The sequence below is a fragment of the Exiguobacterium sp. U13-1 genome (assembly GCF_001750115.1).
Lineage (GTDB): Bacteria > Bacillota > Bacilli > Exiguobacteriales > Exiguobacteriaceae > Exiguobacterium_A > Exiguobacterium_A acetylicum.
On the sequence record NZ_CP015731.1, the window covers coordinates 122,273 to 148,193 of the forward strand.

Sequence of the window (25,921 nt, forward strand, 5' to 3'; positions counted from 1 at the left end):
TTGAAAATCGTGTATTACTTACTCGCGTTACTTGCGGGTATCGCACTCAGTGTCGAAGGGGCCATCTATGGTGAGCTCGGGAACTTCGTCGGAAAACTCGAAAGTAGCTTTTATAATTTCTTCGCCGGTACGATCATCATCGGACTGATCGTCCTCTTCTTCGGAAAAGGTTCACTCGGCTATACATTCCGCGCACCGAAATGGACCTTGCTCGGTGGTCTACTCGGTAGTATCTACTTGACGATCTTGATCATTAGCATCCCGCTCGTTGGTGTCGGTCTCGCCATGATCAGTGTCATCATCGGACAGATGATTGCCAGCATGGTCATTGAACATTACGGCTGGCTCGGTAGTCCGAAACGTCCAATCAATCGTGACAAGCTGACAGCTTCTGCTTTGATGCTCGTCGCTCTATTTCTTATCTTTTAAGGAGGTTCGCTCGTGAATATTCTATTACTCGGTTTTACATTACTCGGCGGCGTGATGCTGAGTGCGCAGTCATCGATCAACGGTGCCTTCAGTCAAAAGGCAGGGGCTCTAGAAAGCACGTTCCTGACATTCTTCACCGGGATGCTGATTCTCGCACTCGCCATCCTGTTCTTTGGTCAAGGAAATGTCTTGCTCTTGCTCGAAGCACCACGTTGGCAACTCAGTGCCGTCCTGTTTGGGGTCAGTTATCTATTCCTGACGATTCTTGCTGTTCCGCAAATCGGTGTCACGGCAGCTAGTATCGCGACTGTCATCGGTCAACTCGCAGCAGGGATGGTCATCGACCACATCGGTGCATTCGGTGGCGTCGTCGTGCCGCTCGACGGAAAACGTCTGCTCGGTCTGCTTGCGATGCTTGCTGCGCTTTACTTCGTCTATCGCGGGAACACACGCAAAGACGTGTCGGCTTCATCTGATTCGATGGCATCATGACGATTGTCCTCACGATTCGTTCACGCGCTTTTCTCAGGCGAGACACAAGCCAGTCTCGACTGTCATGGACAGTCGATTCGGGTCTTGTTTGTCTCTGACAGCTCAAGATCGTGCGCTTTTTCCTGTAGAAGTCGCGTGAACAACGTGAGTCCGACTGTTTCTCATGGTCCATCAAAATAGAACAAAAAAAATCCGAAATGCCGAAGTGATGCTACTTCAGTGTTTCGGATTTTTTAAATCAGTTGATGAACGTGAAAAGTGAAATAGCTAAGACCCCTTGAGCGAGTACTTGTAACAGGAATACGATTCGGGACAAATAAATGCACTTTTTCTTCAATTGATCGGCTTATCGATAACGACTTTACCTTCTTTGTCTAATAGCGGTGTCATTCCGTTCAAACCAAGTCCACTTGTCATTAAATAATTTACACCTGTTTCAGTGTCTACGACAATTTTGATAATACCACCACTTAGGTGTTGTTTTGATTTAAGTATGAATCGTTTACTCATTATTTTGTATGACCTCTCGTTCTTTCCGATTTCCACGTAAAATCATAACTTACTGTGTGAGGATAGGTTTAACGCTTTTTTACCAAGGTGTTGCCTATCTACTTAGAACAGTCCTCACATTCCCACACGACTCCTACAGGAAAAAGCACGATTCATCGTGCTGTCAGAGACAAACAAGACCCGATTCGGCTGTCTGTGACAGCCGGCACTGGCTTGTGTCTCGCCTGAGGAAAGCGGGTAGGAAATCGTGAGGACGTCTTATCAAGTCCAGTACTTCACTGCCCCAGCTGTTGCCTCTTAAGTAAGCGCAACGCTTCCGTCGCAAGACGATGATCTGCTTCCTGCGATAGACCGGAAACGGTAATCGTACCAACGACACCGACTCCTTCGATCCGGATCGGGAACGATCCGCCGGCATCGGCATAATCAGCTGGCGAGACCGCATACATCGAGTGGTACGAGCGATGTTTACTTTCATTATAACGACGCATGTAGAGCGAGCTATAGCCATGCCGTAAGACGACGTTCGATTTCCGGCGGATCCATTCTTCCTGATCCGGTGCCGTACCATCGAGCGCCGCGTAATATAAACGCTGTCCATTCCGTTTGATTTCAACGGCGATCGATAAGTTCTCTTTCATCGCCCGTCCGATCAATTCATGTCCCATCCCGATCGCTTCCGTATTCGTCAGGGACGTCAAGACGAGTTCGTCCTCTTCCGCTAGCAACACCTTCAATTCTTCCATGCATCCCATTCCTTTCGTAAGAGGCGTCGTCCTTCATCACTGCTGATGCGCACTGCTTCAATCAAACGCATCGTTTTTTCAGCGTCGCGTAAATCGACAGGTACTCGTCCCCCGCGAAGTCCTTCCGCCAACTGTTCATAAAACGTCGCATAACTGCCTGGAAGTGTCGCGAGACGCTCGACTGGCTGATCAGCGATTTGAAGGTAGCCGTAGGAATCTACTTCATCTTCACCGAGCTGTTCGTCCACCGGATGACCTTTCGCAAGCCGTCCTTCTTGCGGATCCATTCCATATTTGACGTAACTACCGCGTGTCGCATGAAACTCGAAACGAGGTGTTGGTCCTTGAATGAAGGACGTCGAACGGAGAATGACACGACGCGTACCGTAATGTAGCGTGACATGGAAACCATCGTCGACGACAGCACCGTCACGTTGCAGGTAGACGTCGCCCGTGAGTGCATCCGGTTCTCCGAACAAGGCAAGTGATTGATCGAGTAAGTGTGAGCCGAGATCAAACAGGATGCCGGCGCCACTTCCCGCTTGTTCCCGCCAGCGTTCCCGAACGACCGGACGATAGCGATCAAAGCGTGATTCGATGACTTGCCAGTCGCCGATCTCGTTCATTTCCATCAATTGTTCAAGTGTCAGGAAGTCCCCGTCGAAGCGACGGTTTTGATAGATGGCGACCTGCACCCCGTGTTGTTTCGCTAACGTTTGCAACGCTAGTGCTTCTTCGATCGTCACGACGGCTGGCTTTTCGAGTAAGACGTGCTTCTTTGCTTCAATCGCTTGTTTTGCCATTTCGAAATGCAGTGCCGTTGGTGTCGTGATGATGACGAGTTCCGTGTTCTCATCCTGCAAGGCTTCAGCAAGTGTCGCGACGACAGCCGCATTACTGAAATGTTGTGCCACCTGCTCCGGTCGACTCGAGACGACTTGCGTCACTTCAAATGCCGGTAATGCCTGTAAGAACGGAACGTGGAACGTCACCGCTGAAAAACCGAATCCGACGAGCGTCGTTTGAATCGGGTTCATGTTGTTTCCTCCTCTGTCACGTCGAGATCGACATGATAATGATCTAGTCGCTCTTGCCACGTTGCATCTGGTACTTGATCCGTAACGAGCACATCGATTTGCTCCCAGTCACAGACCTTATGCAAAAAACGCTTATTGAATTTCGTATGGTCTGCGAGGACGATGACACGGGTCGCACTTCGAATCATCGCTTTCTTTACGACCGCTTCTTCGAGTTGTTCCGCAAAAAGTCCTTCTTCCGTCAATCCACATGCTCCAAGAAAAACACAATCGACTTGATAATTCAGGATGTCGTCTGCCGTCTTGATCCCACTCAAGCTTCGCGCATGCCGGTCGAAACGTCCTCCCGTGACGTACAGCTCAATATCCGTACGAGCTCCGACATAGTCTGCGATGTCGAGGGAGTTCGTGATGACTTGTAGTGGATAAGGCGGAAGTGCTCGTGCCATCTCAGATACCGTCGTCGCAGCGTCGAGCAATAAGCGATCGTTCGCTTGGACGTGACGCGCTGCACGTTGTCCGATCCGTCGTTTTTCCGGTTTCTCTGTCCGTTGCTCATACGCAAGTGTTCCGCCAGCACGGACTAATCCATTTTTAACGCGAATGATTTCCCCTTCTTGTTCGAGGACGATGACGTCACGACGTGCGGTATCTCGTGAAATCTGATACTCCTGCATCAGTTGATCCAGCGAAATTTCAGGACTCGTCTTGATCCATTCCCGCATCTGTTGCAGCCGTTCAATTTGCCCCATCGATTCCCGCCTCCTTTTTCTTTATATTAAGTTTTTTCATTACAATATGCAATTTTAATGCAAATAGTTCAACGGTAATTCGGGTAAATAATAGAAGACAACTACTTTCAGAACGGAGGAATTGATATGCAAACGATCTTGATCACGGGTGCTTCTTCCGGTATCGGTCTTGCGACGGCGCGGCGATTTGCAGAAGCCGGATGGTTCGTCTACGCTGGTGTCCGGAGTCCAGACGAAATGACCGTGTCGTTGCCGACGCTCACCTTCTTGCCGCTCGATGTCACGGATGAAACAAGCGTGAAAGCAGCCGTTCGTCAAATTGAACAGGAGGTCGATCATCTCGACGTCGTGTTCTGCAATGCCGGTCATGGTTTACTGCGCGCACTCGGTCAAGCGACGAGTTATGAAATCAAGCAACTCTTCGAAACGAACGTCTTCGGTGTCATCCGGACGATCGAAGCCTGCCTTCCCCTACTCAAACAAACACCGGATGGTAGTCACTTACTCGCGACTTCAAGCGTCAGTGGTCTCGTCGGTCAACCGATGAATGAACTGTATTGTGCCAGTAAGTTCGCGATCGAAGGGCTGTTCGAAAGTCTTGCGACCTACTATAAACCATACTTCAACATCGACGTCACCCTGATTGAACCAGCCGCCGTCGAGACGAACTTTACCGCAAATGTTCTCGATCAACTTGAACGGACGGGTGGCTTACACGAAGACGACTTCAAACCGATCATCACGGCTTATTTGCAGACGTATCGGACACGACATGCCGATCGCCAATCGGCAGAAGCTCTGGCTGAGGTGATCTTCGAGGTCGTCCACCGTGACGAACGTCCGTTACGAATCCGGACGACGGAAGCCGATGAACATTTCGTCGCCCATAAGACACATCATGATCCGTCAGGTCTCGAAGGGATCGCTAAAATACGACGGCTGACATTAAATCTTGACTGATTCCCCTTTTTTTGAAATTTCAATCCGCCTCAGCAATCTTCGCCCACTATACTGAGACTATCTACCTAAAAATTATCTAGAAGGGCGGAACGCCATGCCATCCTTATTTCTTTTTACAATCGTCTATCTGATTCCGACCTTCATCATGTTCTACATGTCGATTGATATATTTTTACGCAATCCATCACGTCCACAACACCGACTGCTTAGCTTATTTACGTTCGCTTACGGGATGTTATTCCTCGGTGAATTTTTCCGGAATGCTTCTCCGATCGAATTTAGTCCGGCATTCGTGACCTACTGGTTCGGAAACGCTGGTCTGATCGTCTTCAGTACATCGCTTCACTTCATCTTTCGCGTCTCGAATTTGTGGAAACGAATGCCACGTTTATTGTACCCATGGATCTTCTATCTTCCGATGGGCGTCGTGCTGACGACATACGTATTCCAGACGAACGTCATCAACAGTCAGCAATTCACACAGGTCGGACAGTTCATTTACCCTGAATTCAACACACAATATCTAGTGACGATGACGGTCGGGAACGTCTTTCATCTCCTCGTCATCGGTCTACTTGTATATGCACGGACGCAGTTAAAGGATGCGCGGCGCGGCATCATCAACGTCTTATTGAGTGTCGCGATTCTCGTTCTCGCATGGGATGTCGCCTTCGGTTACTGGTCGTTCTACGGCATCATGCCACCGTATGCCTATATGTATGGCGGTTTGTTCTGGGCAGGAGCTCTTGCGATCGCAATGCGTCGATTCGATTATCTCGCGTCCTATCAAAAGCGTTTCGCGACGCTCTACAATTTGAATCCTTCAGCAATCCTGTTGCTCGACCGGGATGGACGAATCGAGAGCGCCAACCCAGCTGCTCATCGCCTGTTCGAGACCGATGACTTAACGGCATGTACGTTTTCGACTTACTTACCGGAGAAAAAACAAGCGGATTGGATGTTACACTACATGACGCATTTTTTATCGCAACGTAAGTTCAACGAATTCGAGACGAAGATTTTAACAGCACAACAGCAAGAACGCTACGTCGTCATGGACGCTGATTTCGTCTTCATCGAACAGGAACTGCACGGGATGTTATTGATTCGTGATATCCAGTCCTTCAAGGAAGCGGAGCAGACGATTCGTTTCTTCGCCTATCATGATCCGTTGACGAAGATTGCGAATCGCCGGAGCTTTTACGAACGTGCGGCGCAAGAGTTACTCGAACTTGATCACGCGGCGATCATCGTCGTCGACCTCGACGGTTTCAAAGCGATCAACGATACGTATGGGCATCAAATCGGTGACGCCTTCTTGATTCATATCGCTCGTCTACTTGAACACCACGCGGAACAGAATGGATTCGCCGCCCGTGTCGGTGGCGACGAATTCTTCTTACTCTATCGTCATCCGTCTGTCGCTACGCTCCATACCTATGCTTCGAATCTGTTGACGTACTTGCAAGACAACCCTTACCGATTCGCTGAAGAAACCATTGAAATCCGAACGAGTATCGGACTTAGCTACTCACCCAATCATGGCGTCGATCTCGACACGCTGATTCAGCATGCTGACCAAGCGATGTATCGTGTCAAACATGCCGGAAAGAACGATTATTTCATTCATGATACGATGGACTCGACGCAACGATCCTAAAGGAGAGATTCCATGATTTCTGTACTGACGATTTTTTCACGTTTATTCAAGGGATTGCGCCGCGCCTTTCACTTATCTTACTTTCGTGGTCTATTGATTCTCTGCCTGTTGACGCTCGTCTCCGGTACGACCTTCTATAGCACGGAAGAAAACCTGTCGATGGTGGATGCACTTTACTTTTGTATCACGACATTAAGTACAGTCGGGCATCCAACGTTCGTTCCGACGACGACGCTCGGTAAGGTCTTTACGATGGCATACATCACGATTGGCTGCGGGCTGTTCTTAACACTGATTGCCACGTTATCGTATGTCCTGATTAAACAACCGGAGGATGAATAAGGGGGAATGATCCATGCGCCAAGCTGCCATCCAAAATAATTTCGATTGGTGTCGCCTCGTCTGTGAGTCAGCCGGTTGCCGGGTGACAGAAACTGATTCGACCTGGCACGCTCAAGGAAACGTACCAAGCTATTATCCGGAACTTATGGTTCGGCTTCCCCATCAGCGAATTGGTGTCACGGATGTCTACAGTATCAAGGACTGCACGGCAAGCTATGATTTCTCGAGTGCCGGTCTCAGTCATCTGTTCACAGCGGAATGGATGACCCGCCCTGCCATACTCGATCGCCGTGCTCTTCCCGTCGATTGGTCCGTCGTGACGGATCTCGATCAGTTCGCTCGCTTCCAGGCTATCCAGGCAACACCGGAGTTGCCCACAACGTTATGGCAACATCCCGCTGTCCGATTCTTCTATTCGGAGGCGCAACAAGCAAGTTGCATCGCCTACTCGAATCAAGTGACGACCGGACTGACGTACGTCAATTCCGATTACCTCGACGAACGCTTATGGGATGATATCGCACGTTTGAGTTCAGCACATTTTCCCGGTCAATCGCTCGTCGGTTACGAGTATGGCGATCACCTGATCACAGCGCTTGAAGCCGGCTTTGACGACGTTGGTCCACTCGCGATCTGGATTCGCACGACGAATGATCACACATGAAAAAACCGAACCGATTCCCTTCCTCTTGACGAAGATGAATCGGTTCGGTTTTTTTACATCAAGCGGCTAATGAATGCCGTTGCAATCCCGAAGTAAACGAGGAGCGATAAGATATCGTTCAACGTCGTGATCAATGGTCCGGATGCGATTGCTGGGTCAATCTTTAGGCGATGTAAGATGAGCGGAATGATCGTTCCAGCAAGTGTCCCGAAGATCAACGTGATGACGAGCGAACTGCCGACGACAAGACCCAAGACGGCACTCCCTTGCCAGACGTAGGCAATGATGGCGATCAAGATACCACAAATGACACCAATGATTAAACCAACCCAGAGCTCCCGTAGGATCAACCGAGTCGCGACCCGCTTATCGACTTCACGCGTGATCAATCCGCGGACGACGACCGCGAGCGATTGGGTACCGGTATTTCCGGTCATACCAGCAATCATCGGCATGAAGAAGGCGAGCGCGACGACTTTTGAGAGCGTCTCTTCGAACTGACTGATGATTGATCCGGAGACGAGCCCGATGAACAGTAGCAAGACGAGCCACGGTAAACGACGGGTCGCAGCAATCCACGGCTTCGTCTCGAAATCAATTGATTTACCGGACGCCGAGAGTTTCTCGATGTCTTCGTTCGCTTCTTCCCGTAAGACGTCAAGCGCATCATCGACCGTGATCAGTCCGACGAGAATGTCGCCCTCGACGACGGGTAACGAGACAAGATCATAGCGTTCGAACAGTTGCGCGACTTCTTCCTGATCGGTCTCCGCCGCGACCCGAATCACCTTCGTCTCCATGACGTCACTGATCCGTTCCGTATTTTCAGCTAAGATGACATCCCGGTATGAGATGACACCAACGAGTTCACTGAGTTGATTGACGACGTAGACGTAGTTGATCGTCTCCGAGTATTCGATGTAGTCGCGCATCTTCTCGACCGTCTCACCGACCGTGAAATCTTCTCCGACCCAGATGAACCGGTTCGTCATCAAGCGCCCTGCCGTTTCCGGTGGATACGTCAAGAGATTGCGGACGATCAGAGCCTCGTCCGTCCGCATGCTGCCAAGCAAGCGGTCGGTCTCTTCCGGTCCCAGTTCCTCAAGTACATCCGCGACATCATCGTTCTCCATTAAATCGAGGACGTGCCCGGCACGCTCGATGTCTAAACGACGTAAGACGGCGAGACGTTGCTCCCCTTCGAGCTCCTCAAGTACATCCGCCAATCGCTCGTGATCCAGATAGTCGAGGAGTCGTGCCTGATCGTCTTCGCCCAACTCTTCATACACTTGCGCGATATCATACGGATAGACCTCTTCGATGATTTGCTGTGCTTGCTCCCGTTTTTCTTTCGCGAGAGCATCGAGCAATAGCCACTTCCATTGTTGTTCTGCTGTCTGACGCAATCTCCTCACCCCCTGTATTCTGCCTTTTCATCTTAGCACGAGTTGATTCGCGATCGATATCGAAAAACAGTTGACATCTGTTTCCTATGGCTTTAAAGTTTGCCTTAAGGAAACATTATTTGTAGACCGAATCTTTTCCAGTGATTGGAGTTAAAATTTTTATCTTATTTTTTGCCCTAAGGAAACTTTCCTTCTATATACCACAAAATCAAAGGAGTGATTATTCATGTACGCCCTTGACGTTGATCGTCTCACTGTCTCTTATTTTGATACCCATGCACTCGACGGAGTGTCCGTTCGTCTCCCGGTCGCTTCGTTGATTGGCATCATCGGACCGAACGGCGCTGGTAAATCCACATTCTTAAAAGCCGTCCTCGGTTTGATCCCGGCTCGCATCGAGCAGTTACGCGTGCTTGACCAATCACTCGAAGACGTTCGGTCACGCGTCGCTTACGTACCGCAACGAAGTGCAATTGATTGGGACTTCCCGGTTCGTGTGCAGGACGTCGTGCTGATGGGCTGTTATCCGAAGCTCAGCTTATTCAAACGACCATCGAAAGCACAAAAAGTGTTCGCCATGGAGTGTCTCGAGCGCGTCGGTATGTCTGATCATGCCGAACGCCAAATCGGTGAACTGTCAGGCGGACAGCAACAACGGGTCTTTCTGGCGCGTGCCCTTGCCCAAGAAGCAGAGCTACTATTGCTGGACGAACCGTTCGTCGGCATCGATGTTGCGAGTGAGCAGATGATCATCGAACTCTTACGGACCCTCCGAGCCGAAGGACGGACGATCGTCGTCGTCCACCATGATTTGCATAAAGCAGAGGACTACTTCGACACATTGATGCTGTTGAACAAACAATTGATCGCTGTCGGTCCACCGGCTGATATCTTGACGCCGGAATGGCTCGAACCAGCGTATGGCTTACCCCTATTCGAACGACGCAAGGAGGGACAAGGATGACGTTCATCGAGGCATTACTTCAGTATGAGTTCTTACAAAAAGCGATGATCACCGCCATCATGGTCGGCATCATCTGTGGTGTGATCGGCTGTTTCATCATCCTTCGCGGGATGTCGTTGATGGGGGATGCAATCTCGCACGCCGTTTTACCCGGTGTTGCGATTTCCTACCTACTCGGGATCAACTTCCTGATCGGTGCTGTCGTGACGGGTCTCGTGACAGCGCTCGGAATCGGTTTCGTTAGCCAGAACAGTCGCATCAAGAACGATACGGCAATCGGAATCATGTTCACATCCGCCTTCGCCCTCGGGATCATCCTGATCTCGTTCTTGCGTAGCAGTAGTGATCTCTATCACATTCTGTTTGGTAACGTCCTCGCGGTCCGTCCGAGCGACATGTGGATGACCGTCATCATCGGATTGATCGTCCTCGGTGGAATCTTCTTGTTCTACAAAGAGTTGCTGATCAGCTCGTTTGATCCGACGATGGCGCAAGCCTATGGACTATCGACGCGTTGGATTCATTACGGACTGATGACGTTACTAACACTCGTCACCGTCGCTTCACTTCAGACCGTCGGCATCATCCTCGTCGTCGCGATGCTGATCACACCAGCAGCGACCGCGTATTTACTGACGAACCGCCTCTCACGGATGCTGTTCCTAGCGGCAGGATTCGGTACGCTGTCCGCCATCGTCGGACTGTATTTCAGCTTCACCTATAATCTATCTTCCGGTGCGTCGATCGTCCTCGTCGCGACGACGTTGTTCGCACTCGTCTTCGTCTTCTCACCACGTCACGGTCTGATGCGTCACCGGAAACGAAAGGAGTCTACTGTATGAAAGTAAAACTTTTTCTATTCGTCCTCCTCAGCACGGTCTTACTTGCTGCTTGTTCGACACCAGCAGAAGATAACGGGAAGCTGAAGGTCGTTGCGACGTATTCGATTCTCGCTGACCTCGCACGTGAGGTCGGTGGTGAACATGTCGATGTCCACAGCATGGTCAAGATCGGGGCAAACCCGCACGAGTATGATCCACTTCCGGCAGACGTACAAGCGATGGCAGATGCTGACGTCGTCTTCTACAACGGGTTGAACCTGGAAGCCGGCGGTGCGTGGTTCGATAAACTCCGGGCAACGACTGGCAAAGACGCGTCTGACGCGCCAGTCTATCGTTTAAGCAAAGGCGTCGAACCGAAATACCTGACGACGAAGGGCAAAGAATCGGAGACTGATCCGCATGCGTGGCTCGATATAAGCAATGGGATTCGCTACGTCGAAAACGTCAAGCAGGCATTAATCAAGGAAGATCCGAAGCACAAAGCCGACTACGAAAAAAATGCCGATGCCTATATCAAAAAATTGCAGACGCTTGATCAGGAAGCGAAAAAGCAGTTTGCCGCTATTCCGAAAGCAGAACGTCATCTCGTCACGAGCGAAGGAGCCTTCAAATACTTCGGAACTGCCTATGACGTCAAAGCGGATTATATTTGGGAGATCAACTCAGATAATCAAGGGACTCCGGCTCAAGTCCGCCGGATCGTCGATACGATCAAGGAGCAAGATATCCCTGTCCTGTTCGTCGAAACGAGCGTCGATCGGCGGAGCATGGAAACCGTCTCAAGGGAGACTGGTGTTCCGATCGGTGGTACTCTCTTCACTGACTCACTCGGTGCACCGGGTAAGGATGGCGACACCTACTACAGCATGATGCAAGCAAACATCGAGACGATCACGGAAGCACTCGCCAAGTAAGCGTCAACAAATCGTCACGCCTTCTGGATACGTCTTTCCTTATAATGAAGGCAAGACGATGAAAGAGAGGCACATTATGCAAACACGACTATATCGTTACGCCTTTCCCCTCAGTATCAGCCTGTTGCTCGCTGCATGCGGAACAGCTGATCAAACGGGTGCTCCGAAGACAGAACAAACGAATCACGGAGATCATGCTGACCATGCCAGCCACGGTGTTGGTGATCAACTCGAGAAGACCGCGGGACCAGACACGTTACCCGCTTTTCTGAACGAACAGGATGAGTCGATCCAGACGATTTACCGCTCCGTCGCTAAACATCCTGATCTCTTGAAGAAGATGCCTTGTTATTGTGGTTGCGGTGAATCTGCTGGTCATACAAGCAACTATGACTGCTTCATCGAAGAGCAGACTGCTAGTTCCACGACCTGGACGACGCACGGCATCACGTGCGGCACGTGTCTCGATATCGCAGCACAGTCAATTGTCGCTTATCAAAAAGGTAGCTCCGTCAAGAAAATCCGGACTGCCATCGATCAAGCTTATAAAAAGACCGGTGTCACACCGACGCCAACGCCAGCACTTTAATAAACAGTCCGCCCTCCTCGCGATGAACGTAAGGAAAGGCGGACTGCTTTTTCATGTTCCGTTTTTCTGTCTCATGTGGAGCGCTCTTGACTTCTAGCACGCAAAACGAGCGGTCGACCCGACAACAGCTCATCCAGTTGATAGTACGTATGCGCCCGAATCGGTCGATCCGTTCGTGGCAGATGACGGAGCTCGTATGCCACTTCGAGTAAGTAAAATTTGTATTCCTCCCCTTCATCAAAACCGAAGCTCGCGCGACGTTCTTCGATATACGCTAGGACACGCTCCTGTTGCGAGAACGAGAGCCGCTGGACTTGTGGGGCGAGTGCCTCGTGCGGAGAGAGCACGATTTCCCGCTCCGTGCGATACAGTCGATGCATGACGCCACCACTTTGACGTAAGGCAATCAAACGCGCGGGTCTATACGGACGGGGGTGCGGGTGGGCATGGACGAGGTAACGTTCAATCGTGACTTGAGTCGGTCCTGCCGGTAGAGAGATGACGTCATACATACAAAATCGCTCCTTCTCGAAATTGATAGCTACTCTCATATGCTACCATATCTATCCAGCATTCTTTCGTTGACGACAGAAGGGGAATCCGTTTTCAAAGTTTCGCAACTGGTTTTAAGACTGAATAGGCGTGGAACAGATGGAGAGAAACGATTCCTATCTGGAAAGGATGATTGTCGATGTCGAATATGTCCGCCGTCGGTTTCCACCGACACTTACCACTGACGGAACACGAAAGTCTGATTGACCTGGAACTACCACGCCCGGAAGCAACGGGACACGATCTCTTAGTTGAGATCAAAGCTGTCTCCGTCAACCCGGTCGATACGAAAGTCCGTGCTCACGGGAAAGACGAAGACGCCCCGAAGGTTATCGGTTACGATGCAGCCGGAGTCGTCGTTGAAGTCGGCGATGATGCCTCCCTCTTCCAAGTCGGTGATGAAGTTTATTACGCCGGTGCAATCCAGCGCCCCGGTTCAAACAGTGACTTCCAACTCGTCGATGAACGCATCGTCGCTAAAAAACCGGAACGGTTGACCTTTAGCGAAGCAGCTGCTCTGCCATTAACGACGCTGACTGCCTATGAAGCATTGACTGATCGTCTCGGATTGACGTTTGATGCTAAGTCGAACCTCGAGAAGACGATCCTCATTATCGGAGCCGCTGGGGGTGTCGGTTCAATCGCGACGCAACTCGCGAATCATGCTGGATTGACCGTCATCGGAACGGCGTCACGCGACGAGACGATTGATTGGGCGAAAGAACACGGTGCACATCATACGATCAATCACCATGAGGCATTCCGTCCACAGCTCGAAGCACTCGGTTATCAGTACGTCGACTACATTTTCTGCTTGAATGCGACAGACCAACATTTCGAGACGATGGTCGATGTGATTGCACCGCAAGGGAAAATCTGCAGCATCGTCGAGACAGACCAAAAACTCGATTTGAGTGCACTTCAACAAAAGAGTGCAACGTTCGTCTGGGAGTTCATGTTCACCCGTCCGCTGTTTAAGACAGAGGACATGATTCGTCAACATGAAATCCTAACACAAGTCGCAGCTTGGATTGAAGAGCATACGCTCGAGACGACTGTGACACAGACATTGATCGGCATGAACGCCGAAAATCTAAAAGAAGCACATCGTCTCGTCGAGAGCGGAAAAACGATTGGGAAAATCGTCGTCGAACATCATTAAATGAATTAAAACAGGACGGGACTAGACTCCCATCCTGTTTTTTGTCGTTCTTTGTGAACATGAATCTCTTACTTTGAAGATATTTTAAGCATTATGACTATATTTATCCGTCTAAAAAATGTACGATTACGGTAACAAATATTCCAACGTAATACATCTAATCGACGCTTTCCACACATACACAAAGGAGCATCCATAATCCATATGCGAAAATGGTTCAATCAAAAGATCAGCCGACAGATCATGTCTTCGTTTTACCTGATTCTCATTGCCCTATCCATCTCATCCATCACCGCCTATTTTTATACGAATCATCAGGTCGCACAGGCGAAACAAGAACTCGATGCGATTAGTGTGCGCGAAGACCGGGCGACAAAACTTTGGGATGATTGGCAGTCCCTCCAGTACGAAATGCGCGGTTATATCGTCTTCGGAGATGACGCGGTACTTGACGTCATCGATGAGAAAAAAGCGTCACTTGAACAACAGACCGCTTGGTTCGAGAAAAATCGTCTGTACAAAGCCGATGAAGTCTATGCGTCGGATATTCGGTCGCTCTATAATTCCTACGCGAACTTCGTGATGCCAAGCTTGATTAAATACGTCCAAGCGAAACAAGCTGGGACGATCGACGAAACGTTTTTGCAGATGCCGAGTCTGAAGGCGATGATGCCTGAAGCACCACGCGATCCCAATCGGAAATTCAAGATGAATGCCTCGAACAGTGAGACGATGCGTAAAAGCGTCAACACGATGGAGAGTACATTCACAAGCTACCGAAGTAGTCTCCGCGCGAAAGAACTCGGTGCGAAAGAGCAACTCGTCACGCAGACGAAGTATGCGGAGTGGATCTGGCTCGTCAATCTACTCGTTCTGTTCCTTGTCATCTTGTTGATCGTCCGCCCGTTCATCGAACGGACGACGCGACAAATTCATCTCCTCAGCAAGGAAAGTAAACTGCTTGCGAGTGGTGAACATACGTTACCATTGATTCCACTCAACCGTGCCGATGAAATTGGAGAACTGAGTAAATCATTCCATCAAATGGCGACCGCGTTGATCGAAAACAAACACCAATTGATGTCAACGAACGTCAATTTGGAAGATGCCTTGAAATTGACGCAACGGAACGAATCCCACTTGCGTCTACGGAACCAATTGACGGAAACACTCGCATCACGTGATAGCATCAGCGCTTACCCTGCGGTCATCCAAAAGATGGTCGAGATTACGAATGCGACGCAAGGTGCCTTGATTTTCAAGGATGGTACGAAAGTGATCGACATCGTCTTTTATCCAAAGACGAATCTCGCGACCGAAGACTGGATGCCGACGATCGAACCTTTACTACGTGAAGCACGACAGGATAAACGACCGCATACACAATTCGAACACGAAGTCGCACGCGCCGTCACACCGGTTCTGGATCCGAGTCAAAACGAGATCATCGCCTATATTTTCTTATCTCGTGATCAAGCTCCGTTTGATCGTTACGAGCAGGAAGAATTAGCTGCCTTTGCGCGACAACTGGCATTGTCGCTCCTACGGATGCGGACGTTTGATGAGATTGAACGCGAACGAGAGAAAACGGCGCGACTGCTGAACTCGATTCGTGAATCGATCGTGTATATCGAACCAGACGGTGACATTCAGTTGATCAACCGACCGCTCCTCGATCTGTTTGATCATCCAATTGATGAGAGCATCGATGAGAACGGACTGATGAACATCACACCGTCTGTCGTTCAACTCAAACATCGCGTGGATCAACTACCGGAATTCGAACGTTACTTGAAAAAGACATTCGTTCAGCGGGAAATCGGCGAAGGGATCACCTTCTCGATTGATCACGAGCGCCGCTTCATCAAGACATACTCAGAGAGTATCCATTATGGCGGACAGTTCCGCGGCATTCTGCTCGTTTTACGTGACGTGACGAACGAAGTCGAAATTGACCGGATCAAAAACGAACTCGTCTCGACGATTTCTCATGAACTCCGGACACCGCTCTCGTCGATCTATGGCTTTACTGAACTGATGATCCAACGAGATTTACCTCCGAAACGCCAGAAGAAGTATTTAGAGGCTGTCCACTCGGAAACAGAACGTTTATCGCTGTTGATCAACGACTTCCTCGACTTGCAACGAATGGAAGCGAACCGTCAGGAATACGAGATGGCGCCATTCGATATCGTTGCGATGATTCGCGATTTGAAACAGTTGCACAGCCTGTCGTCGTCATCACACGCGATTCAGATTTCACGAAACGTCGAACCGTTGATCGTCGAAGGAGATGCGAAGAAGATTCGCCAACTGTTCAGTAACTTGATCAACAATGCAATCAAATACTCACCGGCTGGTGGGACGATCCAGATTCAGCTGACGCGACAAGAGACACGCGTCACGGTTGCGATTCAAGATAACGGAATCGGGATCCCTGCTTCCGCAATGAGTAATCTATTCCAAAAATTCTATCGCGTCGACAACTCGGATACCCGCCAAATCGGTGGTACCGGACTTGGACTCTCGATCTGTCGCGAAATTGCCCGAGGACACGACGGAGAGATTCACGTCGAATCGATTGAAGGACAAGGATCGACATTCACGGTCGAACTACCGCTTACGCAAACGACATGATGCATACGAAAAAGCGCCGGAATGCGAATCAGCATTCCGGCGCTTTTTGAGTTAGGTAATGTTATGAGTTGAGACGGCTTGCCACTTCAACCGTCCGTTTCGCTTGATGGCGTACAGCCGGTTCGACCGATTCGACCATGTTGCCGTCTTGGTCGACAGTGACTGATGTACCATATGGATTTCCGCCGGCTGCGAACAAGACAGGATCCGAATAACCTGGTGCCGCAACGATCGCACCCCAGTGGAACATCGTCGTATAGACTGCGAGAACAGTCGCTTCCTGACCGCCATGCGGATTCTGTGCCGACGACATCGCACTGACGACTTTATTGACGAGTTTGCCTTGTGCCCACAGTCCGCCTGTCGTGTCGAGGAACTGTTGGAATTGACCCGGAACATGACCGTAACGTGTTGGGACACTGAAGATGATTGCATCTGCCCAGTCGAGTAGATCTGGTGTCGCTTCTTCAATATCACGTGTGGCATCCGCATGCTTTTGCCACAACGGGTTCGAAGCGATCGCTTCTGCTGGTGCTGTCTCCTTAATTTTCGCAAGGCGGACTTCTGCTCCTGCTGCTTCTCCCGCTTCTTTTGCCCATGAGGCAAGTTGATGGTTCGTTCCGGTTGCGCTGTAATAGATGACCGCTAGTTTCACGTTTGACATGACTTCGCTCCTTTTTTAAAAGACAGTGACGGACAATGAACGTACACGCTTTCTATTCCCGCTTTCCAAGCAAATTAACGTCAATTGTTTGAATTCAAGAGAAAATATAGACCTATTTTCGACTACATCATGGAACGAGCTCACATGGCTGTCCACATCTGAGCGTTCCACCATCAAATGTTTAGGGTAAAGACTGTGTGACGACACACGTAAGGAGTACTGACCATGGCAATTCGCTACACCCTTTATCTGTTACTCGGCATGCTGAAGTTCATGCTGTTTAGTTATTTTACAAAAACTGACCTTTCGCTCCATTTAACACTGATGAACCTTGCCGGTATGCTGATCCTGTCGAGCTGGACGTTACTGATCCCGTGGAATAAACGCCGCTGGGTCTGGCTCGGTCTACTGCTGGCGCACAGTTTTCTACTTGCTTCCGACATGTGGTACTACCGTTACTTCGAGGACTTCCTCTCTGTCTCGCTCCTCTCACAGATGACGCAGATGAGTGACGTCAGTAGCGGCTTCACCGCTTTGATCGTACCGCAAGACTTCCTTTTGTTCGCCGATAGTTTGATTTTCGTCCTACTGCTCTTTATTTTCCGCAAACGACCGGAAGTGACGACGGCAAAAGCACGCCGCCGGACGTCTGGAATCCTTGCAGTCAGTGGCATCATTTTGTCTGCCTCACTGCTGACCTACCGGACGCTAACGGAAGATCGTCAACCGACGGCAACGATCTCCGATATGCGTGACTATTACCTATTCGGCTTTTGGGGTTATCACGGGTGGGATGTGTTCAAAGGCGTGACCGGACGACCGAGTGACGGACTGACGGCACAGGAGCAACAGCGCATCAATCAAAAGGAACAGACGAATCCGACGGGTCCGAAGCAAACACCGAATATCATTCTGGTGCAGCTCGAGTCGTTCCAAGCTTCAGTCATCGACCAAACCATCAACGGCGAAGAAGTGACGCCGAACCTGAATCAGTTGAAAAAGGAATCGCTCTACTTCTCGTCGCTCTACCACCAGACGCATGAAGGACGAACTTCGGACGCCGAGTTCATTACGAACACCTCACTTTATCCATTAAAATCAGGCTCCGTCTATACGCAATACCCGACGAATGAATTCGAGCCGCTCCCTGCATTACTTGAGAAAAACGGATACGATACGGCAGCGATGCATGCCTACGAAAAAGGTTTTTGGAATCGTGACGATGTCTACAAGAACATCGGTTTTAAGCACTTCTTCAGCCAAAAGGATTATTCAAAAGAGAAGAAAATCGGAATGGCGCTGAACGATCAGCAGTTCTTCCTCGAATCGATTGATCACATGGAGACGCTGCAAGAACCGTTCTTCTCGTTTTTAGTTGCGTTGACGAGTCATACTCCGTATGAGATCGACAAGGAAGACCAGACGCTTGATCTGTCCGGTTATGAGGATCCAATGCTGAAACGATATTATCAGACTGTCCATTACGTCGATACCGGTATCGGGAAGATGATTGACGAATTGAAACAACGGGATCTTTGGGATCAATCCCTCGTCATCTTTTATGGCGATCACGATAGCGGACTCGTCAATGAAGACAGTGAGATGCGCAAAAAAGCGGATGTCTCGTCTCCGGTTGCTGCCTTTGAACTCGAGCGCCGCATCCCGCTCTTCATCAAAAAACCCGACCAGCAAACCGGTCGGATCATGAAAGAGAATGGCGGACAAATTGATATCGCACCAACGATCATTGACTTATTGAATCTCAAGACGTCCTATATGATGGGACAATCCCTCGTCGACGACAAACCGAATCTGACGGGCTTCCGCGATGGTTCGTTCCGCTACAAGGACTATTACTATGAAGCGGATTTGACGAAAGCCTCCGGTGAAGGCACCTGTTATGACGTGTCGACTGAGAAAAAAACCGAGATGAAGCTCTGTCGCAATCAGGTGAAAGATGTGAGCGAACAATTAAAGATATCGGATAAGATTATTGAAGAGAATGAGCTGAAGTAATCGCATCGTGTCTAATTTTCTAAAAAGCCAACAAGCCTGACTTTTTTCACGTCTCTTGAGGAGTCAAGCTTGTTGGTCTATTTGTGTTTCATTATTAATCTTCAAGTCTTTTTAAATTGCTTCTAGTGCAAACTGAATCAATTGATACGAGAGCCAAAACATCAAACAACCGATTCCAAAATCTAATACTTTCCAAGCCATCGGTTTTTTAAATACAGGCATTAACCATCTCGCCCCGTATCCTAAACCAAAAAACCAGACAAAGGAGGCAATCAAAGCTCCGATCAAGAAATTGACTTTTTGATCAAATGTCAAAGTCCCAGCTATACCACCGATGATGACGACCGTATCTAAATACACATGTGGATTTAAAAGTGTAATCGCTAATGTGAGTAAGATTGTTTTGGGAATGGTCATGACTTTAGGAGCTGTTGAAACATCCATTGTGTGTGATGACGAAAATGCACTACGAAAAGATTTGAATCCGTATAGGAGTAGAAATAGTCCTCCAACACTCGCAAGACCAACATTTGCAAACGTATTATTCTTAATGACGGTACCAATCCCTAGTACGCCCATGCACATCAACAACACATCGCATAAAAAACAAACTAGCGCTACCCAGAAAATATTATTCCTTAATAAGCCTTGTTTAAGGACAAAAGCGTTTTGAGCACCGATTGCGACGATAAGCGTACCTGATGTTACTATGCCTTTTAAAATTTCATTCACTTGACGTCTCCTCTTTCATTATCTTTATTTCTAAACTGATGAGTGGTGCTTATGTAATTCTTTCAACTATTAAGTATACTATCGTAAATAAAAAGTACCGAACCCTATTTATTAGGATTCGGTACTTACAGATGAAATAGCTTACATCATTCCGCCCATTCCACCCATGCCGCCCATATCAGGCATTGCAGGAGCAGATCCAGCTGGTTCTGGTTTATCGGCGATGACGGCTTCCGTCGTCAAGAACATCGCTGAAACGGACGCTGCGTTTTGAAGTGCTGAACGCGTTACTTTCGCTGGATCGACGATTCCTGTCTCGATCATGTCGACATACTCGTCCGTTGCCGCATTGTAGCCCATTCCTGGCGCTTCATGCTTGAGACGCTCGACGATGACCGAACCTTCTTGACCTGCGTTTTCCGCGATTTGACGAAGCGGTGCTTCAAGTGCACGAAGAACGATGTTGACACCTGTTGCTTCGTCACCTGTTGAGACCGACAGAATCGATTCGACGGCTTTCGTGACGTGAATGAGAGCTGTTCCCCCACCTGCTACGATTCCTTCTTCGACGGCTGCGCGTGTCGCGTTGAGCGCATCTTCAATCCGGAGCTTACGTTCTTTGAGTTCTGTCTCGGTTGCTGCCCCGACTTTGACGACTGCTACGCCGCCTGCGAGTTTCGCAAGACGCTCTTGTAATTTCTCACGGTCGAAGTCGCTTGTCGTCTCTTCGATTTGCGCACGGATCGTACCGACACGTGCTTCGATCGAATCCCCGTGTCCGTGACCTTCGACGATTGTCGTGTTGTCTTTTGAGACGACGACTTTCGACGCGCGACCAAGTTGCGTGATTTGTGTTTCTTTCAGATCAAGACCGAGGTCTTCTGTGATCAATTCTGCACCTGTGACGATCGAGATATCCTCAAGCATCGCTTTCCGGCGGTCACCGAAGCCTGGTGCTTTGACTGCTACCGCGTTGAACGTACCACGGAGTTTGTTGACGACGAGTGTCGCAAGTGCTTCGCCTTCAACGTCTTCTGCGATAATAAGGAGTGGTTTGTTTTGTTGAACGACTTGCTCGAGGACCGGAAGAATCTCTTGGATGTTTGAGATCTTTTTGTCCGTGACGAGGATGTATGGGTTCTCAAGGACCGCTTCCATCTTGTCTGAATCCGTGATCATGTATGGTGACGCGTAACCACGGTCGAACTGCATCCCTTCGACGACGTCGAGTTCTGTCGTGAAGCCGCGTGATTCTTCGATCGTGATGACACCATCTTGACCGACACGTTCCATCGCTTCTGCGATCAATTGACCAACTTCTTCGTCTGCTGCTGAGATCGCTGCGACTTGGGCGATTGCTTCTTTACCCTCAATCGGTTTAGCGATCGTGTGCAGCTCTTCGACGGCACGACGGACTGCTTTTTCGATTCCTTTACGAATGACCATCGGGTTTGCGCCCGCTGTGACGTTTTTAAGACCTTCGCGAATCATCGCTTGTGCTAGGACTGTCGCTGTTGTCGTACCATCCCCTGCGATCTCATTCGTTTTCGAGGCAACTTCTGCGACGAGTTTTGCACCCATGTTCTCGAAGTGATCTTCGAGTTCGATTTCTTTTGCGATCGTTACACCATCATTCGTGATGAGCGGTGAACCGAACTTCCGCTCGAGGACGACGTTGCGTCCTTTTGGTCCGATCGTGACTTTGACTGCATCCGCTAATGCGTCGACCCCGCGGAGCATTGCCCGACGTGCTTCTTCACTGAATAAAATCTCTTTTGCCATGACTGAAATCCCCCTTATAGATGATTGACTGAATTACTCGGCTACTGCCAAAATATCGCTTTCGCGTAAAATTAAGTATTCATTGCCGTCGACTTTGACTTCCGAACCGGCATATTGTGCATAGATGACGTGATCTCCGACACTCACTTCAAGTGGTACACGTACGCCTTGCTCTGTCACACGGCCTGTACCGACAGCGACGACTTTACCCTCTTGTGGTTTTTCTTTCGCTGACCCAGGAAGAACGATTCCTCCGAGTGTTGTTTCTTCTTTTTTAACGACTTCGATCACGATGCGATCACCAAGTGGTTTTAACATGCGAAACATCCTCCTTGAAAATGACTGTTTTTTAGCACTCACTTTAGTTGAGTGCTAACATATTTTTATCTTATACGCTTTCTCTTCTGAATTCAAGCCTGAACCTTTATCCGTTTTCCCGAAATCGACACCTTTGAATCATCGTCAATCGTGCGCCAAGACCGTTTGTTTGTTACAATCGGGACAGTACCTTCATTACAAAGGAGTTGTGTCCTGTACGATGAAAAATCCAATCAGTCTGCCTTTCCTGATGGCGGAGAAGTGGCAAAAGCGTCATGTCATCCCGATCATCATCTATCTGATCGTCCAATTGGTTCCGGGTTCGTTCCAGTATTTCCTTCCGAAGAACGTCATTGCTGACGTCGCCGGTTGGTGGCTTGCGATCGGCTTTACGGTCGCCGTCATCGTCTCCTACTACTGTCTGCGTCCCGATTGGCAGAAGTGGAAGGCAGAGGGACGTCAAACCGATCCGATGGATACGTTGAAATGGATCGGAATCGGGATCGTGCTCTTGTATGCGCTCTTGATCAGCGTCAATTTGATTGATGCCTGGATGGCAGGCGGGATCGAAAATGTCGCGAAATCGCAAAATACGGATCAGATCATCCAAGCGATCCAAGTCATCCCACTCCTGCAAGTCATGGTCGTCTTGCTTGGACCGATCATGGAAGAGTTCTTGTTCCGGCATATCCTGTTCGGCAATCTCTCATCGAAGCTCGGTTTCTTCTTCAGCTTCATCTTGACGGGTGCCTTGTTCGGACTGATTCACCAAGACAACAAATTTTTAATCTATGTCGCGATGAGTTTCGTCTTCTCGCTCGTCTTCGTCAAGACGCGCCGGATCATTGCTCCGATCGCCATCCATGTCTTTAACAACGGAATCGTCGTACTCGCCATCTACGCGATGTCTTAATTTACGAAAGGTCGTGTTTTCATGCGTCAAAGCTCGAACTTCATGGCAGTGTTCTATGCCATATTCGGTATTCTCTTCATGTTCCTTGCTTACAACAATTCAGTCGAGGCAGGAACGGTCTTTAACTTCTGGACGATCCTGTTGACGTTGTTCGCTGCGATCGACTTCTACCGTCTCTACTTGATCTTCCGCTTCCGCGCAGCAGCAAAGAAGATGATCAAGAAGGAACAGGACAAAAAGAACGACAAGCAATAAAAAAACGAGATTTCCGTCAGGCGGAAATCTCGTTTTTTGGTTTATTCTTTCGCTTGACCCTTGCGGTAGGAATCGATGATCGTCTTCGCCACATCGAGACTCAACCGTTCATCTAAGACCAAGTTCTTGATCATATTGACGAATTCGACATCTTCCTGCTGCACCGAATCAATCCGCTCGATCAACTGGTTCAACTTCGCCCGGACGGTCGGGTAGGATACTTGATAGGCAGTTGCCATATCCTTCAACGAACCAGAGCTCAAGACGAACTTCCGGATGAACTCGAGATGTTCCTGTTCGAGTGCCAGTACCCAAGCGGGCACGTCTTGTCGTTCCATCGTGTTCCCTCACTTCTCTTACAGATTTTACAAACGGGAAAGCCCATATCGGGCATAGCCAGCCTTTAGGCATGGGATGAAAGTGAGTTCGGATGTTTTTCCATCCGACGTTCGGGTATATCTATCCCATAGACAAGTACAAGTCTCTAAAACACCTGCGTCCATCGCCCCTTGAAAATCGTATACGGTTCGGTCATGAAAACATGTGACCGGTAAAACGATGCCTGTCGTCATGCAAAAGACGCTAAAACATCAGATGGACACACCTGCAACGACCTGTGGTGGATGGTAACAGTCCACCAGCCTGAGAACCTATACGGTCTGTCTCAGGAGGGGTGATGGCACACCCTTATCTGAAGGCTTGAGCAAAACAGAAATGGACTGCGCTCACATAAGCACTTCAGAATCCCACGGTTTTAATCGTGGGAGTGTCAAAAATCTTGAATCTCCATTCGTTCTTTTTCACGCTTTAGTTGCTTGCGGCGCGAGTCGACGCCCATCTCAGCCATTGAGATCATCATGGACAACCCCACACACGTACCGATTCGGATCACTGACTCCCGATCCGATGTGTGTGGTCCTGTTCCGTAATACCTGTAAATTCCGAGGCCGATAATGATGGCTGGAATGATGAGACTCCAGACTCTCCCACGCCTTGCTAAGTAAAATTGTAAGATACAGACTGCGACAATACCAATGACGATTCCTACCGTTTCCATCCTATCGCCTCTCCCCTATGATTATATAAATAATATTAACTTTATAATTAATAATATTCAACATTATTTTAACTATAATCAAAAATTAGAAGTCTTCTTTAAAAACAATCGACTTTAATCTATTTTCAAGGACGAAAAAAAGGAAGGACTGACGATTCAGTCCTTCCTTATATTTACGACAATCATGCACTGCGGACGTCGTCTTTTTTACCTTCGGTCGACATGAATGTCTCGAGTTGGTCTTCGTCCAGAACACCTTCCCACTTCGCGATGACGAGTGAAGCGAGCGTGTTTCCTGTGACGTTGACGACCGAGCGCATCATATCCATGATTCGGTCAATCCCCGCGATGAAGGCAAGTCCTTCTGCCGGGATACCGACCGTACCGAGTGTTGCGAGTAAAACGACGAAGGAGACGCCAGGAACGGCAGCCATCCCTTTTGATGTCAGCATTAAGACGAAGACAAGCGTCAGCTGTGTTCCGATCGAGAGATCAATCCCGTACATCTGTGCGATGAACAAGGCTGCGAGCGCTTGATAAAGCGCAGATCCATCAAGGTTAAACGAATAACCCGTCGGTACGACGAAGCTAACGATTGATTTCGGAACACCCATCTTCTCGAGTTTTTCCATGATCCGTGGCAGTACCGTCTCAGACGACGCCGTCGAATACGTCAGCAATAACTCGTCCTTGAAGATACGCGTGAAATCAGAAACACGAATGCCGACCCACTTCATGATGGCACCGAAGACGATGACCATGAAAAGAAGCGCTGTGACGTATAATGTCGCAATCAGTTTAAACAATGAACCGAGCGATTCAATCCCGAACGTCGAGACCGTTACACCGATCAAGGCGAAGACACCAATCGGCGCGAATTTCATGACGATATTGACGAGATTGAACATCGCTGCTGCGACGCCTTCAAAGAAACGAACGACCGGTTGGCCCTTCTCTCCTGCAAAACCGACACCGAGTCCGAATAAGACCGAGAAGAAAATGATTGCAAGCATGTCACCGCGGACCATCGCGTCCAAGATATTCGTCGGGACGATGTTGACGATCTTGTCGACGAGTCCTGCGTCTTGTGTCGTCTCTTCCGTTTCGACATACGTCGAGATGTCCGTTTTATCGAGTGTCGACATGTTAATACCAGCACCCGGTTCAACGAGATTGGCTGCGAACAGCCCCGTGAAAATCGCGATCATCGTCACGATCGTGAAGTAACCGAGTGTCTTGACGCCAAGACGTCCGAGACTTTTCGGACTACCGACTGATGAGACACCGAGAACGATTGTCGTGAAGACGATCGGAACGACGATCATTTTCATCATTCGGATAAAGATGTCACCGATTGGCTTAAGCCACTCCGCGACATGGGGATTCCCATAAAATACACCACCGACTGTGATCCCGAGAATCAAGCCGATTAAAATTTGCCAGGCAAGGCCAATTGGCTTACGTTTCGTAGTTGTCATACCCTTCCTCCTTATACATCCGTCTTACTTGTATCCTACATGTAGTGG

28 protein-coding genes are annotated in these 25,921 nt (G+C 49.2%); 15 read left to right on the forward strand and 13 right to left on the reverse strand.

The window, feature by feature from the left end; all coding sequences use genetic code 11:
- Both ESP131_RS00605 and ESP131_RS00610 read left to right on the forward strand, forming a co-directional pair.
- Nucleotides 1-429, forward strand: a complete 429-nt coding sequence (locus ESP131_RS00605; RefSeq protein ID WP_069940055.1) for a DMT family transporter — start codon at nt 1-3, stop codon at nt 427-429.
- A gap of 12 nt (nt 430-441) precedes the next feature.
- Nucleotides 442-921, forward strand: coding sequence for a DMT family transporter (locus tag ESP131_RS00610; RefSeq protein WP_035395771.1), 480 nt, complete (start codon nt 442-444; stop codon nt 919-921).
- 333 nt (nt 922-1,254) lie between these two features.
- Here the strand turns inward: ESP131_RS00610 and ESP131_RS16720 are convergent, their stop codons facing one another.
- The 4 genes from ESP131_RS16720 to ESP131_RS00625 form a co-directional block, all read right to left on the reverse strand.
- Nucleotides 1,255-1,431 carry a DUF6440 family protein gene (locus ESP131_RS16720; RefSeq protein ID WP_169738099.1) on the reverse strand — a complete coding sequence of 59 codons (177 nt, stop codon included), beginning with the start codon at nt 1,429-1,431 and terminating at the stop codon, nt 1,255-1,257.
- Between the two features lie 275 nt (nt 1,432-1,706).
- Complete coding sequence (locus ESP131_RS00615) at nt 1,707-2,177, reverse strand: heme-degrading domain-containing protein (RefSeq protein WP_023469567.1); 471 nt, start codon at nt 2,175-2,177, stop codon at nt 1,707-1,709.
- Nucleotides 2,165-3,214, reverse strand: a complete 1,050-nt coding sequence (locus ESP131_RS00620; RefSeq protein WP_069940056.1) for a Gfo/Idh/MocA family oxidoreductase — start codon at nt 3,212-3,214, stop codon at nt 2,165-2,167. Before ESP131_RS00620 ends, ESP131_RS00615 begins: the two co-directional genes overlap by 13 nt.
- Nucleotides 3,211-3,966 carry a DeoR/GlpR family DNA-binding transcription regulator gene (locus ESP131_RS00625; protein WP_069940057.1) on the reverse strand — a complete coding sequence of 252 codons (756 nt, stop codon included), beginning with the start codon at nt 3,964-3,966 and terminating at the stop codon, nt 3,211-3,213. Before ESP131_RS00625 ends, ESP131_RS00620 begins: the two co-directional genes overlap by 4 nt.
- 126 nt (nt 3,967-4,092) lie before the next feature.
- Here ESP131_RS00625 and ESP131_RS00630 point away from each other — a divergent pair, with 126 nt between their 5' ends.
- The 4 genes from ESP131_RS00630 (at nt 4,093) to ESP131_RS00645 (ending at nt 7,592) form a co-directional block, all read left to right on the forward strand.
- Nucleotides 4,093-4,926 (forward strand): SDR family oxidoreductase, encoded by an 834-nt coding sequence (locus tag ESP131_RS00630; protein ID WP_069940058.1) that lies wholly within the window; start codon nt 4,093-4,095, stop codon nt 4,924-4,926.
- A gap of 94 nt (nt 4,927-5,020) precedes the next feature.
- Nucleotides 5,021-6,586: a sensor domain-containing diguanylate cyclase gene (locus ESP131_RS00635; protein WP_069940059.1), complete on the forward strand. Its 1,566-nt coding sequence runs from the start codon at nt 5,021-5,023 to the stop codon at nt 6,584-6,586.
- Between the two features lie 12 nt (nt 6,587-6,598).
- Nucleotides 6,599-6,928: a potassium channel family protein gene (locus ESP131_RS00640; RefSeq protein ID WP_069940060.1), complete on the forward strand. Its 330-nt coding sequence runs from the start codon at nt 6,599-6,601 to the stop codon at nt 6,926-6,928.
- 13 nt (nt 6,929-6,941) lie between these two features.
- Nucleotides 6,942-7,592: a hypothetical protein gene (locus ESP131_RS00645; RefSeq protein WP_050678853.1), complete on the forward strand. Its 651-nt coding sequence runs from the start codon at nt 6,942-6,944 to the stop codon at nt 7,590-7,592.
- 53 nt (nt 7,593-7,645) lie between these two features.
- Here ESP131_RS00645 and mgtE read toward each other — a convergent pair whose 3' ends face one another.
- Nucleotides 7,646-8,998: a magnesium transporter gene (mgtE, locus tag ESP131_RS00650; RefSeq protein ID WP_069940061.1), complete on the reverse strand. Its 1,353-nt coding sequence runs from the start codon at nt 8,996-8,998 to the stop codon at nt 7,646-7,648.
- Nucleotides 8,999-9,224: 226 nt separating this feature from the next.
- On the opposite strand from mgtE, the gene ESP131_RS00655 reads away from it, so the two are divergent.
- From ESP131_RS00655 to ESP131_RS00670, 4 genes are all read left to right on the forward strand, one after another.
- Nucleotides 9,225-9,962, forward strand: a complete 738-nt coding sequence (locus tag ESP131_RS00655; RefSeq protein WP_029342803.1) for a metal ABC transporter ATP-binding protein — start codon at nt 9,225-9,227, stop codon at nt 9,960-9,962.
- Nucleotides 9,959-10,804 (forward strand): metal ABC transporter permease, encoded by an 846-nt coding sequence (locus tag ESP131_RS00660; RefSeq protein ID WP_029342804.1) that lies wholly within the window; start codon nt 9,959-9,961, stop codon nt 10,802-10,804. The genes ESP131_RS00655 and ESP131_RS00660 overlap by 4 nt, the downstream gene beginning before the upstream one ends.
- Nucleotides 10,801-11,718 (forward strand): metal ABC transporter substrate-binding protein, encoded by a 918-nt coding sequence (locus ESP131_RS00665; protein ID WP_029342805.1) that lies wholly within the window; start codon nt 10,801-10,803, stop codon nt 11,716-11,718. Before ESP131_RS00660 ends, ESP131_RS00665 begins: the two co-directional genes overlap by 4 nt.
- Nucleotides 11,719-11,794: 76 nt before the next feature.
- Nucleotides 11,795-12,307, forward strand: coding sequence for a PCYCGC motif-containing (lipo)protein (locus tag ESP131_RS00670; protein ID WP_029342806.1), 513 nt, complete (start codon nt 11,795-11,797; stop codon nt 12,305-12,307).
- 71 nt (nt 12,308-12,378) lie between these two features.
- Here ESP131_RS00670 and ESP131_RS00675 read toward each other — a convergent pair whose 3' ends face one another.
- Nucleotides 12,379-12,819, reverse strand: coding sequence for a hypothetical protein (locus ESP131_RS00675; protein ID WP_023469579.1), 441 nt, complete (start codon nt 12,817-12,819; stop codon nt 12,379-12,381).
- A gap of 179 nt (nt 12,820-12,998) precedes the next feature.
- On the opposite strand from ESP131_RS00675, the gene ESP131_RS00680 reads away from it, so the two are divergent.
- Complete coding sequence (locus ESP131_RS00680; RefSeq protein WP_029342807.1) at nt 12,999-14,021, forward strand: zinc-binding alcohol dehydrogenase family protein; 1,023 nt, start codon at nt 12,999-13,001, stop codon at nt 14,019-14,021.
- Between the two features lie 204 nt (nt 14,022-14,225).
- Nucleotides 14,226-16,658 (forward strand): HAMP domain-containing sensor histidine kinase, encoded by a 2,433-nt coding sequence (locus ESP131_RS00685; protein ID WP_029342808.1) that lies wholly within the window; start codon nt 14,226-14,228, stop codon nt 16,656-16,658.
- Between the two features lie 61 nt (nt 16,659-16,719).
- Here ESP131_RS00685 and wrbA read toward each other — a convergent pair whose 3' ends face one another.
- Nucleotides 16,720-17,322: an NAD(P)H:quinone oxidoreductase gene (wrbA, locus tag ESP131_RS00690; protein ID WP_023469582.1), complete on the reverse strand. Its 603-nt coding sequence runs from the start codon at nt 17,320-17,322 to the stop codon at nt 16,720-16,722.
- 225 nt (nt 17,323-17,547) lie between these two features.
- Between wrbA and ESP131_RS00695 the strand changes: the two genes are divergently transcribed.
- Nucleotides 17,548-19,338: an LTA synthase family protein gene (locus ESP131_RS00695; protein WP_029342809.1), complete on the forward strand. Its 1,791-nt coding sequence runs from the start codon at nt 17,548-17,550 to the stop codon at nt 19,336-19,338.
- Between the two features lie 111 nt (nt 19,339-19,449).
- On the opposite strand, the gene ESP131_RS00700 is transcribed toward ESP131_RS00695, so the two are convergent.
- From ESP131_RS00700 to groES, 3 genes are all read right to left on the reverse strand, one after another.
- The gene (locus tag ESP131_RS00700; RefSeq protein WP_029342810.1) at nt 19,450-20,070 is read right to left on the reverse strand and encodes a LysE/ArgO family amino acid transporter; all 621 of its coding nucleotides are present in this window, start codon (nt 20,068-20,070) and stop codon (nt 19,450-19,452) included.
- A gap of 141 nt (nt 20,071-20,211) precedes the next feature.
- On the reverse strand, nt 20,212-21,852 hold the full coding sequence (gene groL, locus ESP131_RS00705; protein ID WP_029342811.1) for a chaperonin GroEL: 1,641 nt from the start codon (nt 21,850-21,852) through the stop codon (nt 20,212-20,214).
- A 33-nt stretch (nt 21,853-21,885) separates the two neighbouring features.
- Nucleotides 21,886-22,170, reverse strand: a complete 285-nt coding sequence (groES, locus tag ESP131_RS00710) for a co-chaperone GroES (protein ID WP_023469587.1) — start codon at nt 22,168-22,170, stop codon at nt 21,886-21,888.
- A gap of 220 nt (nt 22,171-22,390) precedes the next feature.
- Here groES and ESP131_RS00715 point away from each other — a divergent pair, with 220 nt between their 5' ends.
- The gene (locus tag ESP131_RS00715) at nt 22,391-23,083 is read left to right on the forward strand and encodes a CPBP family intramembrane glutamic endopeptidase (RefSeq protein WP_029342812.1); all 693 of its coding nucleotides are present in this window, start codon (nt 22,391-22,393) and stop codon (nt 23,081-23,083) included.
- A gap of 42 nt (nt 23,084-23,125) precedes the next feature.
- Nucleotides 23,126-23,338, forward strand: a complete 213-nt coding sequence (locus tag ESP131_RS00720) for a DUF4305 domain-containing protein (RefSeq protein WP_230088481.1) — start codon at nt 23,126-23,128, stop codon at nt 23,336-23,338.
- Nucleotides 23,339-23,379: 41 nt separating this feature from the next.
- On the opposite strand, the gene ESP131_RS00725 is transcribed toward ESP131_RS00720, so the two are convergent.
- The 3 genes from ESP131_RS00725 to ESP131_RS00735 form a co-directional block, all read right to left on the reverse strand.
- Nucleotides 23,380-23,676 carry a DUF2089 family protein gene (locus ESP131_RS00725; RefSeq protein ID WP_023469590.1) on the reverse strand — a complete coding sequence of 99 codons (297 nt, stop codon included), beginning with the start codon at nt 23,674-23,676 and terminating at the stop codon, nt 23,380-23,382.
- Nucleotides 23,677-24,107: 431 nt separating this feature from the next.
- Nucleotides 24,108-24,395: a hypothetical protein gene (locus tag ESP131_RS00730; protein ID WP_069940063.1), complete on the reverse strand. Its 288-nt coding sequence runs from the start codon at nt 24,393-24,395 to the stop codon at nt 24,108-24,110.
- Nucleotides 24,396-24,577: 182 nt separating this feature from the next.
- Complete coding sequence (locus tag ESP131_RS00735; RefSeq protein ID WP_047394356.1) at nt 24,578-25,873, reverse strand: cation:dicarboxylate symporter family transporter; 1,296 nt, start codon at nt 25,871-25,873, stop codon at nt 24,578-24,580.
- Between the last annotated feature and the right edge of the window lie 48 nt (nt 25,874-25,921).

Excerpts from the sequence above, each read along its gene's own strand:
- ESP131_RS00730 (WP_069940063.1), bottom strand. The coding sequence starts at position 24,395 with ATGGAAACGGTAGGAATCGTCATTGGTATTGTCGCAGTCTGTATCTTA.
- ESP131_RS00640 (WP_069940060.1), top strand. The coding sequence starts at position 6,599 with ATGATTTCTGTACTGACGATTTTTTCACGTTTATTCAAGGGATTGCGC.
- ESP131_RS00665 (WP_029342805.1), top strand. The coding sequence starts at position 10,801 with ATGAAAGTAAAACTTTTTCTATTCGTCCTCCTCAGCACGGTCTTACTT.
- groES (WP_023469587.1), bottom strand. The coding sequence starts at position 22,170 with ATGTTAAAACCACTTGGTGATCGCATCGTGATCGAAGTCGTTAAAAAA.
- wrbA (WP_023469582.1), bottom strand. The coding sequence starts at position 17,322 with ATGTCAAACGTGAAACTAGCGGTCATCTATTACAGCGCAACCGGAACG.
- ESP131_RS00720 (WP_230088481.1), top strand. The coding sequence starts at position 23,126 with ATGGCAGTGTTCTATGCCATATTCGGTATTCTCTTCATGTTCCTTGCT.
- ESP131_RS00680 (WP_029342807.1), top strand. The coding sequence starts at position 12,999 with ATGTCGAATATGTCCGCCGTCGGTTTCCACCGACACTTACCACTGACG.
- ESP131_RS00670 (WP_029342806.1), top strand. The coding sequence starts at position 11,795 with ATGCAAACACGACTATATCGTTACGCCTTTCCCCTCAGTATCAGCCTG.
- ESP131_RS00615 (WP_023469567.1), bottom strand. The coding sequence starts at position 2,177 with ATGGAAGAATTGAAGGTGTTGCTAGCGGAAGAGGACGAACTCGTCTTG.
- ESP131_RS00655 (WP_029342803.1), top strand. The coding sequence starts at position 9,225 with ATGTACGCCCTTGACGTTGATCGTCTCACTGTCTCTTATTTTGATACC.
- ESP131_RS16720 (WP_169738099.1), bottom strand. The coding sequence starts at position 1,431 with ATGAGTAAACGATTCATACTTAAATCAAAACAACACCTAAGTGGTGGT.
- ESP131_RS00695 (WP_029342809.1), top strand. The coding sequence starts at position 17,548 with ATGGCAATTCGCTACACCCTTTATCTGTTACTCGGCATGCTGAAGTTC.
- ESP131_RS00635 (WP_069940059.1), top strand. The coding sequence starts at position 5,021 with ATGCCATCCTTATTTCTTTTTACAATCGTCTATCTGATTCCGACCTTC.
- ESP131_RS00660 (WP_029342804.1), top strand. The coding sequence starts at position 9,959 with ATGACGTTCATCGAGGCATTACTTCAGTATGAGTTCTTACAAAAAGCG.
- ESP131_RS00630 (WP_069940058.1), top strand. The coding sequence starts at position 4,093 with ATGCAAACGATCTTGATCACGGGTGCTTCTTCCGGTATCGGTCTTGCG.
- ESP131_RS00645 (WP_050678853.1), top strand. The coding sequence starts at position 6,942 with ATGCGCCAAGCTGCCATCCAAAATAATTTCGATTGGTGTCGCCTCGTC.
- ESP131_RS00685 (WP_029342808.1), top strand. The coding sequence starts at position 14,226 with ATGCGAAAATGGTTCAATCAAAAGATCAGCCGACAGATCATGTCTTCG.
- ESP131_RS00725 (WP_023469590.1), bottom strand. The coding sequence starts at position 23,676 with ATGGAACGACAAGACGTGCCCGCTTGGGTACTGGCACTCGAACAGGAA.
- groL (WP_029342811.1), bottom strand. The coding sequence starts at position 21,852 with ATGGCAAAAGAGATTTTATTCAGTGAAGAAGCACGTCGGGCAATGCTC.
- ESP131_RS00625 (WP_069940057.1), bottom strand. The coding sequence starts at position 3,966 with ATGGGGCAAATTGAACGGCTGCAACAGATGCGGGAATGGATCAAGACG.
- ESP131_RS00735 (WP_047394356.1), bottom strand. The coding sequence starts at position 25,873 with ATGACAACTACGAAACGTAAGCCAATTGGCCTTGCCTGGCAAATTTTA.
- ESP131_RS00675 (WP_023469579.1), bottom strand. The coding sequence starts at position 12,819 with ATGTATGACGTCATCTCTCTACCGGCAGGACCGACTCAAGTCACGATT.
- ESP131_RS00620 (WP_069940056.1), bottom strand. The coding sequence starts at position 3,214 with ATGAACCCGATTCAAACGACGCTCGTCGGATTCGGTTTTTCAGCGGTG.
- ESP131_RS00715 (WP_029342812.1), top strand. The coding sequence starts at position 22,391 with ATGAAAAATCCAATCAGTCTGCCTTTCCTGATGGCGGAGAAGTGGCAA.